Origin of the sequence: Streptomonospora mangrovi, from assembly GCF_027604915.1 — a bacterium.
Taxonomy (GTDB): Bacteria; Actinomycetota; Actinomycetes; order Streptosporangiales; family Streptosporangiaceae; genus Streptomonospora; species Streptomonospora mangrovi.
This window is the reverse complement of record NZ_JAJAQC010000016.1, coordinates 101,605-117,448: the sequence shown is the minus strand read 5'-3', so window position 1 is coordinate 117,448 and position 15,844 is coordinate 101,605. Positions and strand designations below refer to the sequence as shown.

Annotated in this window: 13 protein-coding genes; 4 read left to right on the top strand and 9 right to left on the bottom strand. The window is 74.6% G+C overall.

Annotated elements, in window-relative coordinates:
• Positions 1-64: 64 nt before the first annotated feature.
• The 6 genes from LG943_RS11665 to LG943_RS11640 form a co-directional block, all read right to left on the bottom strand.
• Entirely contained in the window at positions 65-1,057 is a 993-nt protein-coding gene (locus LG943_RS11665) for a carbohydrate ABC transporter permease (protein ID WP_270072252.1), read from the bottom strand.
• A gap of 5 nt (positions 1,058-1,062) precedes the next feature.
• A complete protein-coding gene (locus tag LG943_RS11660; RefSeq protein WP_270072251.1) occupies positions 1,063-2,334 on the bottom strand; it encodes a sugar ABC transporter substrate-binding protein in 1,272 nt (423 codons plus the stop codon).
• Between the two features lie 242 nt (positions 2,335-2,576).
• Complete coding sequence (locus tag LG943_RS11655) at positions 2,577-3,872, bottom strand: cytochrome P450 (protein WP_270072250.1); 1,296 nt, start codon at positions 3,870-3,872, stop codon at positions 2,577-2,579.
• A gap of 165 nt (positions 3,873-4,037) precedes the next feature.
• Positions 4,038-4,487: a hypothetical protein gene (locus LG943_RS11650; RefSeq protein ID WP_270072249.1), complete on the bottom strand. Its 450-nt coding sequence runs from the start codon at positions 4,485-4,487 to the stop codon at positions 4,038-4,040.
• Between the two features lie 119 nt (positions 4,488-4,606).
• The gene (locus LG943_RS11645) at positions 4,607-5,866 is read right to left on the bottom strand and encodes an SAM-dependent methyltransferase (protein ID WP_270072248.1); all 1,260 of its coding nucleotides are present in this window, start codon (positions 5,864-5,866) and stop codon (positions 4,607-4,609) included.
• Positions 5,867-5,915: 49 nt separating this feature from the next.
• Positions 5,916-7,340: an FAD-binding oxidoreductase gene (locus tag LG943_RS11640; RefSeq protein WP_270072247.1), complete on the bottom strand. Its 1,425-nt coding sequence runs from the start codon at positions 7,338-7,340 to the stop codon at positions 5,916-5,918.
• Positions 7,341-7,728: 388 nt separating this feature from the next.
• Between LG943_RS11640 and LG943_RS11635 the strand changes: the two genes are divergently transcribed.
• A complete protein-coding gene (locus LG943_RS11635; protein ID WP_270072285.1) occupies positions 7,729-8,475 on the top strand; it encodes a glutamate racemase in 747 nt (248 codons plus the stop codon).
• A 19-nt stretch (positions 8,476-8,494) separates the two neighbouring features.
• On the opposite strand, the gene LG943_RS11630 is transcribed toward LG943_RS11635, so the two are convergent.
• Positions 8,495-10,153 (bottom strand): hypothetical protein, encoded by a 1,659-nt coding sequence (locus LG943_RS11630; protein WP_270072246.1) that lies wholly within the window; start codon positions 10,151-10,153, stop codon positions 8,495-8,497.
• A 200-nt stretch (positions 10,154-10,353) separates the two neighbouring features.
• On the opposite strand from LG943_RS11630, the gene LG943_RS11625 reads away from it, so the two are divergent.
• From LG943_RS11625 to LG943_RS11615, 3 genes are all read left to right on the top strand, one after another.
• The gene (locus LG943_RS11625; protein ID WP_270072245.1) at positions 10,354-10,701 is read left to right on the top strand and encodes a hypothetical protein; all 348 of its coding nucleotides are present in this window, start codon (positions 10,354-10,356) and stop codon (positions 10,699-10,701) included.
• A 127-nt stretch (positions 10,702-10,828) separates the two neighbouring features.
• Positions 10,829-12,034 (top strand): AI-2E family transporter, encoded by a 1,206-nt coding sequence (locus tag LG943_RS11620; RefSeq protein WP_270072244.1) that lies wholly within the window; start codon positions 10,829-10,831, stop codon positions 12,032-12,034.
• Between the two features lie 149 nt (positions 12,035-12,183).
• Entirely contained in the window at positions 12,184-12,708 is a 525-nt protein-coding gene (locus tag LG943_RS11615) for a DUF6315 family protein (RefSeq protein ID WP_270072243.1), read from the top strand.
• Positions 12,709-12,739: 31 nt separating this feature from the next.
• Here the strand turns inward: LG943_RS11615 and LG943_RS11610 are convergent, their stop codons facing one another.
• A complete protein-coding gene (locus LG943_RS11610; RefSeq protein ID WP_270072242.1) occupies positions 12,740-14,866 on the bottom strand; it encodes an ATP-dependent DNA helicase in 2,127 nt (708 codons plus the stop codon).
• 81 nt (positions 14,867-14,947) lie between these two features.
• On the bottom strand, positions 14,948-15,739 hold the full coding sequence (locus tag LG943_RS11605; protein WP_270072241.1) for a DUF427 domain-containing protein: 792 nt from the start codon (positions 15,737-15,739) through the stop codon (positions 14,948-14,950).
• Between the last annotated feature and the right edge of the window lie 105 nt (positions 15,740-15,844).

Here is a 15,844-nt window from a genome sequence, read left to right as displayed (position 1 = left end):
GCGGCCACCGCCGCCCACCGGGCCGCGGCCGCCGCCGCTCCGCGCGCCCCGCGCGGCCGGGCGGTCACCGCAGCTCCTCGTCGCGGAAGAGGGCGCGCAGGTAGGCGACGGTGATGCCGAGCAGCATGAGCGTCAGCAGCACCGCGATCGCCGCCCCCAGCCCGTAGGACTGCTGGCCGAAGGACTGCATGTAGGACCACACCCCCAGGTTGAGCACCTCGCGGTTGCCGCCGGAGCCGCCCGGCATCAGGTAGACCTGCGCGAACACCTTGAAGTCCCAGATGGTGGACAGGATGGTGACCACCGCGAACACCGGCCGGATGGTGGGCACGGTGACGTTCCAGAACCGCTGCCAGGCGCCGGCGCCGTCCAGCAGCGCGGCTTCGTGGAGTTCGCGCGGCACGGTCAGCAGCCCGGCGAGCACGGTGACCGCCACGAACGGGAACCCGTGGTGGATCACGTTGAGCGCGGCGATGGCGTAGAACGCCAGCCGGTCGGTGAACCAGTTGTAGCCCTCGGGGCCGACCACCCCCGCCGCCTCCAGCCCCTGGCGCACCAGCCCGCCGTCGACGTCGAAGATCCACACCCACACGTAGGTGCCCGAGACGGCCGGCATCGCCCAGGCCACCAGCACGCAGCCCAGGACCACGGTGCGCACCAGCGGGCGCAGCTCGGCCAGCAGCAGCGCCACCAGCGTGCCCAGCACCACCGTGCCGGCCACCGCCACCGCCGCGAACACCACCGTGTTGGGCAGCGCGACCGTCCACAGGTAGCGGTCGCCCAGCACCTGGGCGTAGTTGTCCAGCCCGATGTAGTCGGGCCGGCCCGAGACGACGTTGTCCAGGCCGTAGTCCTGCACCGACAGCCACAGCACCCGCCCCAGCGGGAACAGCAGCAGCGCCGCGATGACGGCGAGCGCCGGGGCCAGCAGCAGCCAGGGCAGGGCGCGGCGGCGGGTGCCGGCGCGCAGCAGGGGCGCGCGCCGGCGCCGCCCGGGGGGCGGGGCCGGCGCGCCGGCCGCCGAAGCGGCCGGGCGGGTCGAAACGGGCGGGGCCACGGCGGTCAGGAGCCTTCGTTGAGGGTCTGCTCGATCTCCTCGGCGGCGCGCGAGGTGGCCTCCTCCACCGACGCCTTCTCGTTGAGGATGTCCTGGAGCATCGCCTGGAGCACGGCGTCGCCCTGCACCTTGCCGAAGTTGGCGCTGGCGGGCAGGCCGCGCCCGGCCTCGGCCATCTGCTCGGCGAAGGGCCGCACCAGCGGGTCGTCGGAGGTGGTGTAGGGCTCCAGTTGCTCGGTCTTGCCGGGGAAGTAGGTGGTCTCCTCCGACCAGCGGCGCGCGTTCTCGTCGTTGGTGAGGAGTTCGACGTAGGACCAGGCGAAGTCGGGGTCCTCGGTGGCGTTGAACACCGACAGGTGCGACCCGCCCAGGAACGAGGGGCTGTAGCCGCCCTCGGGACCGGGGATGGGGAAGGCGCCGATGCGCCCCTCCAGTTCGGGGTCGGCCGCCAGGATCGCGGCCGGGGTCCAGCTTCCGGCGATCATCATGGCGACGTCGCCGGAGATGAAGTTGTCCTGGAGATCGGTCTCCAGCCAGGTGCTGGCGCCGGTGCTGGAGACGCCGTCCTCCAGGGCCAGGTCGGTGTAGAAGGTCAGGCCCTCGCGCGCCTCGGCGGAGTCGATGCCCGAGGTCCAGGTGCCGTCGGAGCCCTGCTCGGCGACGTCGGCGCCGCTGCCCCACACGAACGGCAGCATTTGGTACATGGCGTCGCCGGCCACCGGGAAGGCGGTGAGGTTGTCGCGCTCCTCGGAGATCGTGATGGCGGTCTCGCGCAGCTCCGCCCAGGTGGTGGGCTCCTCCAGGTCGAGTTCCTCGAACACGTCGGTGCGGTAGATGACCGAGCGCACCCCGGCGTACCAGGGGACGCCGTAGAGGCTGCCGTCGACCTGGCCGGCCTCGGCCAGGCCCTCGACGTAGCCGCCGGTGTCGCCGACCCGGTCGGAGACGTCGAGCAGGGCGCCGGCCTCGGCGAACTCCAGGGTCCAGGTGGTGCCGACCTCGGCGACGTCGGGCATGGTGTTTCCGGCGATGGCGGTGGTGAACTTGTCGTGGGCGTCGGCCCAGGGCACGAACTCGACGTTGACCTCGACCCCGGTCTCCTCGCGGAACTGGCGGCCGACCTCCTCGAAGTAGGCCGTTGCGTCGGGGTTGGTGCCCTCCATGATCCAGACGTCGAGGGTCTGGCCCTCACCGCCGCCGCCGGTACCGCAGGCGGTGGCGAGCAGGGCCAGGGCGGCGGCGGCCGAGGCGGCCGGCAGGGCGCGGATGCGTGTCATCGGAGGTCTCCCGTCCACTCGCGATCCCCGTGGGTGGTAAGAAACCTACGCAAAAATGCCGTGACTGTGAAGTAAACAACACAACGGCCCGGCAACGCTTGCGCGTCGGGCGGGACACCCTCCGCAACGCTAACCCGCGCCCCGGCGCCCGGCGGGCCGAACCGCCGGGCGGGACCGCGACCGCCGCGCGACCGCCGGGGCCGACGGCCCCCGCCGGCGCCCCGCCGGAGGCCCCCACGGTCTCAGAACGCGCAGGGCAGCGACTTGATCCCGTTGACGAAGTTGGAGGCCAGGCGCACGGGCTCGGCGGTGGCGGCGATACCGGGCACCCGGCGGTGCAGTTCGCGGAACATGACGGTGATCTCGCGCCGCGCCAGGTGCGCGCCCAGGCAGAAGTGCGGGCCGGGCCCGCCGAACCCCAGGTGCGGGTTGGGGTGGCGGGTGATGTCGAAGGTGTCGGGGTCGGCGAACACGGCGGCGTCGCGGTTGGCCGAGGCGTAGTAGAGCACCGCCTTGTCGCCGGCGCGCAGCGGGTGGCCGTTCAGCTCGAAGTCCTGGGTGAGCGTGCGGCGCATCCACACCACCGGCGAGGCGTAGCGGACGATCTCCTCCACGGCGCGCCCGGCGTGCTCCTCGAAGTCCGACCACCACAGGCGGCGCTGGTCGGGGTACCGGGTGAGCAGGTGCAGGCCGTGGCTGATGGCGTTGCGGGTGGTCTCGTTGCCGGCCACCGTCAGCAGGATGAAGAAGGAGCCGAGTTCCTGGTCGGACAGGCTCTCGCCGTCGACGTTGGCGGTGACCAGGGCCGAGGTGAGGTCGCCGGTGGGGTGCTCGCGGCGGTGGGCGGCGAGGTCGGCCAGCAGCGCCGACAGGTCGGCGCCGGCCTGGAGCAGCCGGGTGATGGCGGTCTCGACGTCGGCGCCGAGGTAGTCGGGGTCCTGGCCGGCCAGGACGGTGCTGGAGTTCTCCAGGACCATGTCGTGGTGGGACTCGGGGATGCCCATCATCTCGCAGATCACCACCAGCGGCAGGCGCGCCGCGACCTCGCCGACGAAGTCGCAGGGGCCGGTCTCCACCAGCCGGTCCACGATGCGGCGGGCGTGCCGGGTGACGTCGTCCTCCAGCTTGGCCAGCATCCGGGGGGTGAACCCGCGCGAGACGATGCGGCGCAGCCGGGCGTGGCGGGGGTCGTCCAGGTTGATCATGGAACCGAAGTACTCGGCGAACCCCTCGGGCAGGTCGGGGATGGAGATCGCGCTGGGCTCGGAGGCGAAGACGCGCGGCTCACGGCTGGCCTCGGCGACGTCGGCGTGGGTGACCAGGGCGTAATAGCCGGGGCCGGTGGGCACGGGCCCCATCGGGCGCTCGGCGAAGAAGCGGGGCGGGTGGGCGCGCAGCCGGGCGAAGGCGTCGTGGCGCTCGCTCAGCGGGCGCGCCCAGAACCCGTCGTCGGACAGGTCGATGTCGGAGACGTCGGGGAGCGCGGCCGGGTCGGCGGGTGCGGGCTGCGTGCCGGAGCGGGGGGTCGGCTGGGCCATGGGGGGCTCTCCTAGCGGTCGGGCCGGGATCACCCACTCTTTACACGGCAGCACTCGGTGTCAATGCATGGTGTCGACAAGGGCGGTGGCGGCTCTCCGGCGCCGGCGCGGTCCGGGCCGCACCGGCGCCGGACCGCGCCGGAGACCCGCCGCCACCGGACCGCGCTACTCGGCGGTGTCGGTGGCGATGCGCAGCGTCGAGATCAGCTCGGCGGGCTTGTAGACGGCCTGCCCCACGGCGGCGGAGAACGCCGCGAGCATGTGCAGGTAGACCGCCGGGTCGCCGTTGCTCAGCCGCTCGGCGGCGGCCTCCTCGCCCACCGCGTAGGCCTCCCAGGCGGTGATCACGGCGAACTCGACCTCGGGCGGGAGCATGTCGGCGACCGCGGCCGCCACGGCGTCGCGGGAGTCGGCGGGTTTCCACACCACCCCGGTCTCCTCGACGCGGCGCGCCAGGAAGGCCGCGAAGACCTTCAACTCCGAGACCGTGCCGTCGGTGTCGGCCGCGGCCTCCTCGGCGGTGCGCGCCAGCAGGTCGCGGTCCTTGCGGACGTAGGAGTCGACCAGGGCGATGGCGAGCCGCTTGGTGCGGTCGGTGTCCTCAGTGCCAGGCATACCCCCATGATGCCCAGTGCGGCCGACGTGATGGGCACGCCGGGCCGCCCGGAGCGGCGGCGGCCCGCCCCGGCGAAGCGGAGCGGGACCGGACGGAACGGGTCCTCCCGTCCGGCTCCCTACTGGAACTTCGGGCGCAGCGGCATGTGGGCGTCGGTGCCGTCGAGCTTGACGCCCAGGATCTGGTGCAACTGCACGACGTTGCGCTCGAAGCCGAGCACGCAGCCGGCCATGTACAGCCGCCAGACGCGCGCGGTGCCCTGGCCGACCTCGCGCACCGCCGCGTCCCAGTTGCGGTCGAGGTTGGCGCACCACTGGCGCAGCGTCAGCGCGTAGTGCTCGCGCAGGTTCTCCTGGTGGCGGATCTCGAAACCGGCGTCGTTCATCTCCTGCTGGATCTCGGCCGGCCCCTCCAACTCGCCGTCGGGGAACACGTAGCGGTTGATCACGCCGTCGCGGTGCATGGGCGGCAGGTCGTTGCGCGGCCGGGTGATGCAGTGGTTGAGCAGCCGGCCGCCCGGCTTGAGCTTGGCGTAGAGGCCGGCGAAGTAGCCCGGCAGATTCTTCTTGCCGATGTGCTCGGTCAGGCCGATGGAGCTGATCCGGTCGTAGGCGCCGTCGGGGACGTCGCGGTAGTCCATGTGGCGGACCTCCGCGAGGTCGGACAGGCCCTCCTGGGCGATGCGCTTGCTCGCCCACTCCGCCTGCTCCTTGGACAGGGTGACGCCCAGCGCCTTGACCCCGTACTTCTTGGCGGCGTGGCGCACCATGCCGCCCCAGCCGCAGCCGACGTCCAGGAGCCGCATGCCCTCGCGCAGGTCGAGCTTGCGGGCGACCAGGTCGTACTTGGCCTCCTGCGCCTCCTCCAGGGTGGCGTCCGCGGTGGGGAACACCGCGCAGGTGTAGGTCATGGACGGACCCAGGACCAGTTCGTAGAAGGCGTTGGAGACGTCGTAGTGGTGGTGGATGACCTCGGCGTCGCGGCCCTTGGCGTGGCGGGTGCCCAGGTTGAACAGCCGCGTGGGCAGGACCTCCTGGGGCGGCGGAGGCACCCGGTTGACGAACTTGACCCAGCCGATGCTGCGGGCGATCCTGGCCATCTCCAGCGGCGACAGCCGGTGGCCCTCGCTGAAGGTGACGTCCGCCATCCGCTTGAGGGCGGTGTACATGTCGCCCTCGACGTCGATGTGGCCCGACACGTAGGCCCGGGTCAGCCCGAGTGCGCCCGGGGACTGCGCGAGGTAGTTGAGCGCCACCGGTGTGCGCACGACCACCGCGGTGTCGCTGGTGGGGTCTCCGGCGGTGCTGCCGTCGTAAGCGCGGAAGTGTACGGGCGCGTCCTGGCCGACGACGCGTTCGAAGATCTCCGCTAACCGCATGGTTGTTGTTCCCTTCTCACCCACGTCGCCCACGCGGTGGGCAGGCGTGTCACCTGTTTCCGACGCACTTGGCGTAGAGGTCGAGGAGCCGCCCGTCCGGGTCGTAGGCGTGCTTGAGCCGGCGGTAGCCCTCGCCGTTGTAGAGCCGCCAGAACTCGTCCTCGGCGTAGAAGGCGTCCGAGTACAGCGACTTGTGGCCGCCCAGCCGGGCGACCTCCTCCTCCACGAGGCGGTTGTGGTGGGCCCGGCGCTGACCGGGACGCATGGGGACCATTCCCCAGAAACCAAAGTTGATGTAGAGGCGGTCCTGCTCAAGTGGGTAAAGAGGCCACACATGGGACTGCCCCTCGGCCGGGCGCGCGGTCTCGCGCAGCCGCAGCGGGCACATCCAGACCGGCGACATCCCGATCTCGGAGTGGAAGAAGTCCAGGAACTCCGCGCCGCGCTCGACGCCCACCTCGATGTCCTGGATCACCGGCTCCTGCTGCGGGCGGCCGCGGTAGAGGTTGAGCAGCCGGCTGAAGTCGGTGCGCCGGTCCAGCGCCACCAGCTTGCGGTAGACGTCGGAGCGCTTGAGGGAGCGCGGCCACACCCGCCGCACGGTGGGGTTGCGCAGCCCGAACGCGCCCGAGCACCAGAACCAGTCGGTGTCCCAGCGCCACAGGTAGTCGTGCACCGTCAGGTAGTCGCCCGGCCCGGTGCCCGCGTAGCGCGGGATGGAGGTGTAGTAGATGTCGGTGCCGGTGTAGTCGCTGGTCCAGGGCGCGCGGTCGACGAACGTGGCCAGCGTGAGGTACAGCTCGTCGGGCCCGAACGCCACCCCGTCCACGAAGTCGACCCGCCGGCCCTCGTGCTCGGCGTCGGCGCAGATCCGCCCGAAGGCGTCCATGGCCTCCTTGGCGTCGCCGAACCGCAGGTGGCGCAGGTGCACGTAGGGCTTGACCGGCTCCAGCTCGATGCGCAGCCGCAGGCTGTAGCCCAGGGTGCCGTAGGAGTTGGGGAACCCGTAGAACAGCTCGCGGTGCTCGTTGTCGGGGCGCGCCACCACGGTCTCGCCCGCGCCGGTGAGGATCTCGATCTCGCGCACCGACTCGTGCGGCAGGCCGTTGCGGAACGACGAGGACTCGATCCCCAGGCCGGTGACCGCGCCGCCCAGCGTGATGGTGCGCAACTGCGGCACCACCAGCGGCATCAGGCCGTGCGGCAGGGTGGCCGCCACCAGGTCCTCGTAGGTGGTCATGCCGCCGACCTCGGCCACGCGCTCGGCGGGGTCCACCGACAGCACCGAGGTGAACGCCGAGACGTCCAGCCGGGCGGTGGCGGCGGACTCGCGGAAGCGGAAGAGGTTGGAGGTCGGCTTCGCCAGGCGGACAGGGGCGTCGGCCGGCAGCCGCGCGTAGTCGCGCCGGAGCCGCTGGACGGCCTCGACGTGGTCGGCGAAGTCGTGCTCGGAATGCTGACGAATCCCACTCACCCGCTTCTGTGCCAGGCGGCGCCGCGCGCCGTCGTCGTCGCTGCTGACCTGTGCCGACGATTGCCAAGGCCGCCAGACAGCCTATGCCTACCCGCCAGTAGGGCGTTTCAGCGCCCCCCGGGGCGGGCCGTCGCCGGCACAAACCCCCATTGTGTCGGGCCGCCCCCGTGCCCGCCATGACCGCCGGGCCGCCGAACCGCCGCGCCCGCCCGGCCGGCGCGGCGCGCCGGGCGGGCGGCGTGGCGGGCCGGGCGGGCGGCGTGGCGGGCGGGCGGCGTGGCGGGGGTGCGAGGCGGCGGAGCGGAGGGGTGCGGCGGGCGCGCCGCGCGGGGCCGGGCGCATAGGATCGGCTGACGTGCGCATCGCCTTCGTCGACTCCGGGATCGGGATGCTGTCCACGGCCGCCGCGCTGCGCGCGGCCCGGCCCGACGCCGATCTGTTCCTGTCCATGGACCCCGACCACATGCCGTGGGGCCCGCGTACGCCCGACGAGGTGGTCCAGCGGGTGCTCGCCGGCGCCCGCGCGGCCCGCGACGCGGCCGGCGCGGCGCTGGACGCCATCGTCGTGCCGTGCAACACCGCCTCGGTGCACGGGCTGAGCGCGCTGCGCGCGGAGTTCGAGCCCGGCGTGCCGGTGGTGGGCACGGTGCCGCCGATCAAGCCCGCCGCCGCGCTGGGCGGCCCCGTGGCGGTGTGGTCCACCGTGGCGACCTCGCGCAGCCGCTACCAGGCCGACCTGGTCGAGCGGTTCGCCCCCGGGCTGGCGGTGACCGCCGTGGCCTGCGCCGGGCTCGCCGAGGCGGTGGAGTCGGCCCGGCCCGAGGAGGTCGAGGCGGCCATCGCCTACGCCGCCGAGCGCACCCCCGCCGACGTCGCCGCCGTGGTGCTGGGCTGCACCCACTACGACCTGGTCGGCGAGCGGATCGCGGCGGCGCTGGGCGGTACGGCGGCGCTGTTCACGGCCGCCGACGCGGTGGCGGCGCAGACCCTGCGCCGCCTCGGCCTCGCGCCCGCGCCGGAGCTGGCGCCGACGGGCACCGTGACCGTGCTGGCCAGCGGGCGCCCGGCCGACCTGCCGCCGGCGGCGCTGGCCTACGCGCCCGGCGCCGACCTGGCGGGCGTGCCCCAGCCCTGAGCCCGGGCGCCCGGCGCGCTCACCGGGCGGCCGGCACGGTCGCGGCGGGGTCGCGCTCGGCGGCGGGCGAATCGTCGGGCACCGGCGCGGCCACCTCGGCGGCCGGGGCGGCGGGAGCGGCGGCACGGGTGTGGCCCGCCGGCGGCACCGCGTGCAGCGCGCCCTCGGTCAGCACCCGCACCAGCGCGCGCACGCCGCCGGTGTCGTTGTCGTGCAGCAGGGTCTCCAGCAGCGACAGCGCCGCCTTCTGGTCGCCGGGCGCCGAGCGCACGCGCGGCCAGTGCGCGGCGGCCGCGACGTCGGCCAACTGGAGGGTGCGCCCGACCTGGCCCAGCGCGTTGAGCAGCGAGGCGTCGTGGGGCCGGTGCTCCAGGGCCGCCGCCACCAGGTCGGCCTGGTGCTCGGGGTCGACGTCCTCGGGGCGCTGGCGGCGCAGCAGACCCAGCACGTCGGCGGCGGGGACGGGCAGCGCCACAGGCCCCCGGGCGGCGAGGTCGCGGGCCGCCTCCTCCAGGTCGGCGGCGAGGTCGGCCCCGCGCCGCACCCGGCCCAGGGCGCGGCGGGCGCGCCCGAGCGCGGCGCCGGCCGCCCAGCGGGCGCCCCGCTCCGTGGCCAGCCGCGCGCCCACCAGCGCGAGTTCCAGGCAGGGGCGGTGCGCCCCGGTGTGCTCGAAGTAGCGCGCCCATCCGGTGAGCCGCACGCCCAGGCGCCAGTCGTTGGCCAGCGCGCCGCAGGCCACCAGGTGCTCGGCGGCCTCGGCCCAGGCGCGGCGCAGGCGCGGGTGGGCGTCGGCCTCGCGGGGGTCGGGCAGGGCGGCCAGGGCGTCGTCGGCGGCCACCCGCCCGGCGCGGGCCAGCCACGCCAGCAGCCGGGCGCGCTCGGCGCGGGCGCGGCGCAGCGCGGCGGCGCGGGGCGCGCCGGCGGGCCACGCGGCGGCGGCGCCGGCCTCCACCCGCTCCAGGGCGGCCAGGGCCTCGGCGTGGCGGTCTTGGTGGCGCAGGGCGCGGACGTAGCCGAAGGCGTAGCCGAGGGTGACGTCGCGCCCCGCGGCGCGGGCCTGGGCGGCGCGCAGGTCGAGTTCGCGCACGGCCTCCTCGGGGCGCTCGTCGTCGACGAGCATGTCGGCGCGGGCCAGCACCAGCGCCTCCCAGGCGGGTTCGCCGGGGCGGACGTGGGCCAGCCCCTCGGCCGCGATGGTGGCGCGCTCCACCACGTGGCCGGGGCCGTCGATGGTGGCGTAGCAGGCCAGGACGGGCTCGGCGGCGCAGGCGGCGGGGGTGCAGGCGTGCAGGGGCGCGTCGGCGCCGGAGGCGGCGGGCGCCGGGGCGGTGCCGGACTCCGGGTCGGCGCCGCCGGGCGCACCGGTGTGCTCGGGGGGCGCGGCCCCGGGGGCGTGCGCGGCGCGCAGCCGGGCCAGCGCCTCGTGCAGGGCGGTCTCGCCCTCGGCGCGCGCGCCGGTGCGGGCGTCCAGCGCCAGGTGGGCCAGCAGCGGCGGCGCCCAGGCGGGCGCGGTGTCGGCGCGGGCCGCCCGCAGCGCCTCGGGCAGGGCCTCGGCGATGCGGGCGGCCTGGCCGTCGACCGCCATCCGGGCCAGGCGCACCAGGGTCTCGGCGAGGTCCGCGCCGCCCTGGGCGCGGAGGTCCCCCACGGCACCGGCCAGCCATCTCCACATCGCCATCGGCGCTCCCCCGTTCGCCCCCTGCCCCGCCGGGCGCCCTTTCGCCCCGGGGTGCGACCGAACGTAGCAGCGCGGTCACGCATCGCGGGCGGAAACCCGGAAAGTGGGGGCGGATTGTGCCGATAGACTCGATGCTCCGGCGCCGGTGGATATGCGCTGATCCGCGGGCGGAGCGCGGCACAAGGGACGGGAGCACGACCGTGGGATGGCGAGACCGGTTCGGACTCCGGCGGGCGAGGCGGGGCGGCAAGGCGCGCTTCGACCGCGCGGCCGAGGACTCCGACCTCCAGGCGCTGATCGATTTCCACGGCACGCGCACGGGTGTGGAGTTCTACGTCGAGCCCGAGACCTTCGCCACCGGCACCACGGCCGTGGCCGTGGCCACCGACGGCGAGTGGATCCGCCGCCGGGTCGGCTCGCCCGACGTGATCGCCCGGGTCGCCCGCAAACTGAGGGCGCCCGTCTACGATGTACACGCCGTCGGCTATCCGCAGCGGATGCGCGATTGGACCGCCCGGAACAAGCGCGGCCTGTCGATGGACGAGTAGGGGCGCGGCCCGCCGCCGTAGGCGCCCCGGCCGCCGCACCGCCACCGGCGGCGCGGTCGCCCACCGGCGCGCCCGCGGAGCCGCCGGTCCGCGGCAGGAAGGACCAGGAAGGACACCGCCAGCGCCCATGAGCACCCCGCCGCCGCCCGGACCGGGCAAGAACGGCATGCCGTCGTGGCTGCCCAGGGCGCTGCTGCTCGTGGCCTGGACCGTGATCGGGTTCGCCGTGGCGGCGTGGCTGTTCCTCCAGTTGCGCGGGCTGCTGGTGCTGCTGCTGATGTCGCTGTTCCTGGCGCTGGCCCTGGAGCCGGCGGTCAACTGGCTGCACAAGCACCGCTGGCCGCGCGGCCCGGCCACCGGGGTGGTCATGCTCGGCGTGGTCGTCGTGGTGGTGGTGTTCTTCTCGGTACTGGGCTCGATGCTGGTGGGCCAGGTGCTGGAGTTCGTGGACCAGGTGCCCGCCATGAGCCGCGGGCTGCTGAACTGGGTGAACGTCACCTTCCACACCGACTTCTCGCCCAACACGCTGCTCAGCGAGATCACCGACGCCACCGGCCTGATCAACCAGTACGCCTCCAGCGTCGCCGAGAACGCCTGGGGCGCGGGCACCACCCTGCTGGTGCTGCTGTTCAACGGGCTTACGGTGGCGCTGTTCACCTTCTACCTGACCGCCGACGGCCCCCGGTTCCGTCGCACCATCTGCTCGGTGCTGCCGCCGCGCACCCAGCGCGAGGTGCTGCGCGCCTGGGAGATCGCCATCAGCAAGACCGGCGGCTACATCTACTCCCGCGCGCTGCTGGCGCTGATCGCCACGCTCGCCCACTACCTCGCCCTTGCGGTTCTGGACGTCCATTACGCCTTCGCGCTCGCGCTGTGGGTGGGCGTCCTGTCCCAGTTCATCCCGACCATCGGCACCTACATCGGCGGTGCCGTGCCGGTGCTGGTGGCGCTGATGCAGGGCACGTGGCCGGCCCTGTGGATGCTCATCTTCGTGGTGCTCTACCAGCAGTTCGAGAACTACCTGCTCCAGCCCCGCATCACCGCGCGCACCCTGGACATGCACCCGGCCGTGGCCTTCGGCGCGGTGATGGCGGGGGCGGCGATCATGGGCGCGCCCGGCGCGCTGCTGGCGCTGCCGGCGGGCGCGAGCCTCCAGGCGTTCCTGGGGATCTACATCCGCCGCTACCAGGTGGCCGAGCACCCGCTGCTGGACGCACCGGAGGCCGGCGCCGAACCCGACGCGCCGGGGGACGCGCAGCCGCCGGCCGGCCCGCGCCGGCAGGGCTCCTCGGCCCGCCCCTCCGGCGAGGACGGGAACCCTACATCAGGCTGAGCGCCCCGGGCCAGCCCCCCGGCGCGCGGCCGCTCCGGGGCCGGGCGTTTTTGGTCATTGATGACGACAGTTTGCCGGAACTCCTTCAGCGGCCGGGTTCCATAATCAGGGGTTCCCATCGCATACTCGCCTGGGAGGGGGACTGAAGGATGAAGCAGGATCTCACCGCTTTGTGCTGCGAATGCGGCACAAGCCGGCCGGTCAGCGCCTACCGCGCCATCGGCGAGGCCCAGTCGGCCTACGGGCTGGCCCGCTGCGTGGTCTGGCGCGCCTGCCGCACCTGCGGATACCGCACCTACCACGCCTACCTGCGCGACGACCCCGACCGCGACGAACTCGAGGACGCGCTCAAGCTGGACGACGCCCTGGCCGCCGAGGCGCTCGACGAGGAGATGGAGCAACTGCGGCTGTGCGGGGTCGACGTCGGCCACGCCCCGGTGCCCGCCATCTGGGACGGCCAGCCCGTGGGAATGGTCACCCAGCGGCTGACCGACCACTCCTACGCGATCGTGCTGGACCCCAACGCGTCGCTGGTGGCCCGCCTCAAGCTCATCGACCTGATGTGGAACGAGCTGTCGATCGGCGACAACGACGACCGCTGGTACATCCACCCCGCCGACGAGGACACCCCCGGCTACGCGGTCCGGCTGTTCGGCTACCGCGTGCGCCGCTGACCGCACCCGCCGCGCCCGCCCGCCGCACCGGTCACCCGGGCACCGGAGCGGCCGCCAGCCGCCGCAGGGCCGCGCGGGCGACCTCGGGGTCGGTCGTGCCCCAGTAGGGCGGCAGCGAGGACCGCAGGAACCCCCCGTAGCGCGCGGTGGCCAGCCGGGGGTCGAGCACCGCCACCACCCCCCGGTCGTGGACCGACCGCAGCAGCCGGCCCGTGCCCTGGGCCAGCAGCAGCGCCGCGTGGGTGGCCGCCACCGCCATGAACCCGTTGCCGCCGCGCGCGCCCACCGCGCGCTGGCGCGCCGAGGCCAGGGGGTCGTCGGGGCGGGGGAAGGGGATGCGGTCCACGATCACCAACTGGAGCGAGCGCCCGGGGACGTCGACCCCCTGCCACAGCGACAGGGTGCCGAACAGGCACGCGGACTCCTCGGCGGCGAACTCCTCGACCAGGCGGCCGGTGGAGTCGTCGCCCTGGCACAGGATGCGGACGTCGAGGCGGTCGCGCAGCTCCTCGGTGGCCTGGGCGGCGGCGCGCATCGAGGAGAACAGGCCCAGCGCGCGCCCGCCGGCGGCCTCGACCAGTTCGGCGATCTCGTCGATGTAGCGGGGGTCCAGGCCGTCGCGACCGGGCGGGGGCAGGTGCCGGGCCACGTACAGGATGCCGCTGCGGGCGTGGTCGAAGGGCGAGCCGACGTCGAGGGCGCGCCAGCGGGGTTCGCCGGCGGAGGTGTGGGAGTCGTCGGGCTCGGCGGCGCCGGGAGCGGCGGCGGCGCCGGAGGCGGCCTCCTCGGCCCCGTCGTCCGTCCCCGCCGCGCCGGTGCCGGCGGTGTCGGCGGCCGGCGGTACGGCGCGCGCGGGCGCCGGGCCGGTGGACTCCCGGCCCAGGCCCCACTGCGCGGCCAGCGGGCCGAAGGACCCGCCCAGGGCCAGCGTGGCCGAGGTCAGCACGGTGGTGCGGTCGCCGAAGAGGCGTTCGCGCAGCAGGCCGCCCACCGCCAGCGGCGCCACGTGCAGGGTCGGCGCGTGCTTGGGGCCCTTGGCCAGCCACACGACGTCGTGGCGCTCGCGCAGCGGGGGCTCGAAGGACTCCAGGATCCGCACGGCGGTGTCGTGCAGCTCCTCCAGGGCGGCCAGCGCCTGCTTGCGCCGCGCGGCGTGGTCGGGGTCCTGCTCGCCGGAGGCCGAGCGCACGGCGCTGAGGCAGGTGTGGGCGGAGTCGCGGACGGCGGCGACAGCGCCGGCCAGGGAGTCGGGCAGGTGGTCCAGGCGGCCGGCCTCGGCGTCGGCGAAGACCAGGGCCAGGCCGTCGGCGGACTCGCTCAGCCGCTCGGTGAGGTCGGCGTCGCACAGCCGCGCGGCGCGCTTGGCGGCCGCGGCGACCACGCGTTCGCCGAGTTCGCCGGTTGCCACGGAGGTGACGCGGTCGACCAGTTCGTGGGCCTCGTCGATCATCAGCACGCGGTGCTCGGGCAGCAGTTGGTAGCCCTGCATGGCCGAGATGGCCAGCAGGGCGTGGTTGGTGACGACGATGTCGGCGCCCGAGGCGTCGGCGCGCGCCTGCTCGGAGAAGCACTCCTGGCCGAAGGGGCAGGCGGCGGCGCCCACGCACTCGTTGGCCGACACCGACACCTGGCGCCAGGCGAGGTCGCTGACGCCGGGCACGAGTTCGTCGCGGTCGCCGGTGACGGTGTCCTCGGCCCATTCGTGCAGCCGCTTGACCTGGCGGCCCAGCGACGAGAGCTGGCGGGGGTCGAACAGCTCGGTGTCGTCGGGGTCGGCGGTGTCGGCGCCGTGCACGCGGTGGCGGCACAGGTAGTTGCGGCGGCCCTTGAGGATGGCGAAGGTGGGTTCGCGGCGCAGCAGCGGCGCCAGCGCGGCCCCGAGCCGGGGGAGGTCGCGGTCGATGAGCTGGCGCTGGAGGGCGAGGGTGGCGGTGGAGACCACGACGGTGGTGTCCTCGGCCACGGCGTGGCGCAGTGCGGGCACCAGGTAGGCCAGCGACTTGCCGGTGCCGGTGCCCGCCTGCACGACGAGGTGTTCGCCGGTGTCGATGGCGGTGGCGACCGCCTCGGCCATGGCGACCTGGCCGTCGCGCCGGGCGCCGCCGAGGGCGCGCACGGCGGCGTCCAGCAGGGTGTCGACGTCGGGAATCTCAGCCACGCGTGCGACAGTACCGCCTGCCACCGACGGCGCGGGCCGGTTGTGCACAGGCCGGCCCCGGTGCCGGGGCGGGCGCCCGTGCTAGCGGCGCTCCACCTCGACGGTGATGTCCTCGTGGAGGAAGCAGAGGTGGTCGCGCACGTCGAGCGCCTCATGCAGCGGGTCGGGCAGGGACCACGCGACGTCGGGGACCTCGCGGCCGTCAACCCGCAGGTTCCAGTAGACGGTGCGCCCCTTGTAGGGGCAGTGGGTGACCGTCTCGCTGGGCACCAGGTACTCGCGGCGGACGTCGCCGGGCGGCAGGTAGTGGCGGTTGGGCAGCCCGGTCTCGCTGAGCAGTTGGGGCGCGGCGGACTCCGCGAGCACGAGGTCGCCGTAGGAGACGCGCACGGCGGCCGAGGTGGGGCGGGTGTCGACCCGGTGGTAGGGGTCGCGCAGGTGGCCCCGCACCTCCTGGTCCTCGTCGTACCAGGTGTCGGCGGCCGACCAGTACAGCGCCGAGAGCCCGCGCAGCCACGCGGCCTCGGCCGGGGGCTCGGGGTAGGTCCACACCGCGTTCTCGACCACGCGCTCCCCCACCCGCAGGTGGTGGTAGGCGGCGTCGCCCTTGTAGGGGCAGTGGGTGGTGTGGGCGCTGGACTCGAGCAGGGCGGGGTCGATGTCCTGGGTGGGCACGTAGAGTTGGGGCGGCAGCGAGGTCTCGTGCAGCAGGGCGCCCCGGAGGGTGTCGAGCACCGTGCGGCCGGCCAGCTCGGCGCGCACCCGCCGCGGGAACGGGTGCAGCAGCAGCGCGTGGCGCGGGCTCTCCAGCCGGTAGTTCACCGTGGCGGGGGCGTTGCGCGCCAGCGGGCCGCCGCCCATGGTCAGCGACATCCGGGGTCTCCTTCAGAGCGTTGATTCGACCAACGGGCGGGTCATACCCTCCGGCGGCGCGGCTCACCCCCGGCGCGGGCCGTGGGATCGGCGGTCCGCGCCGGC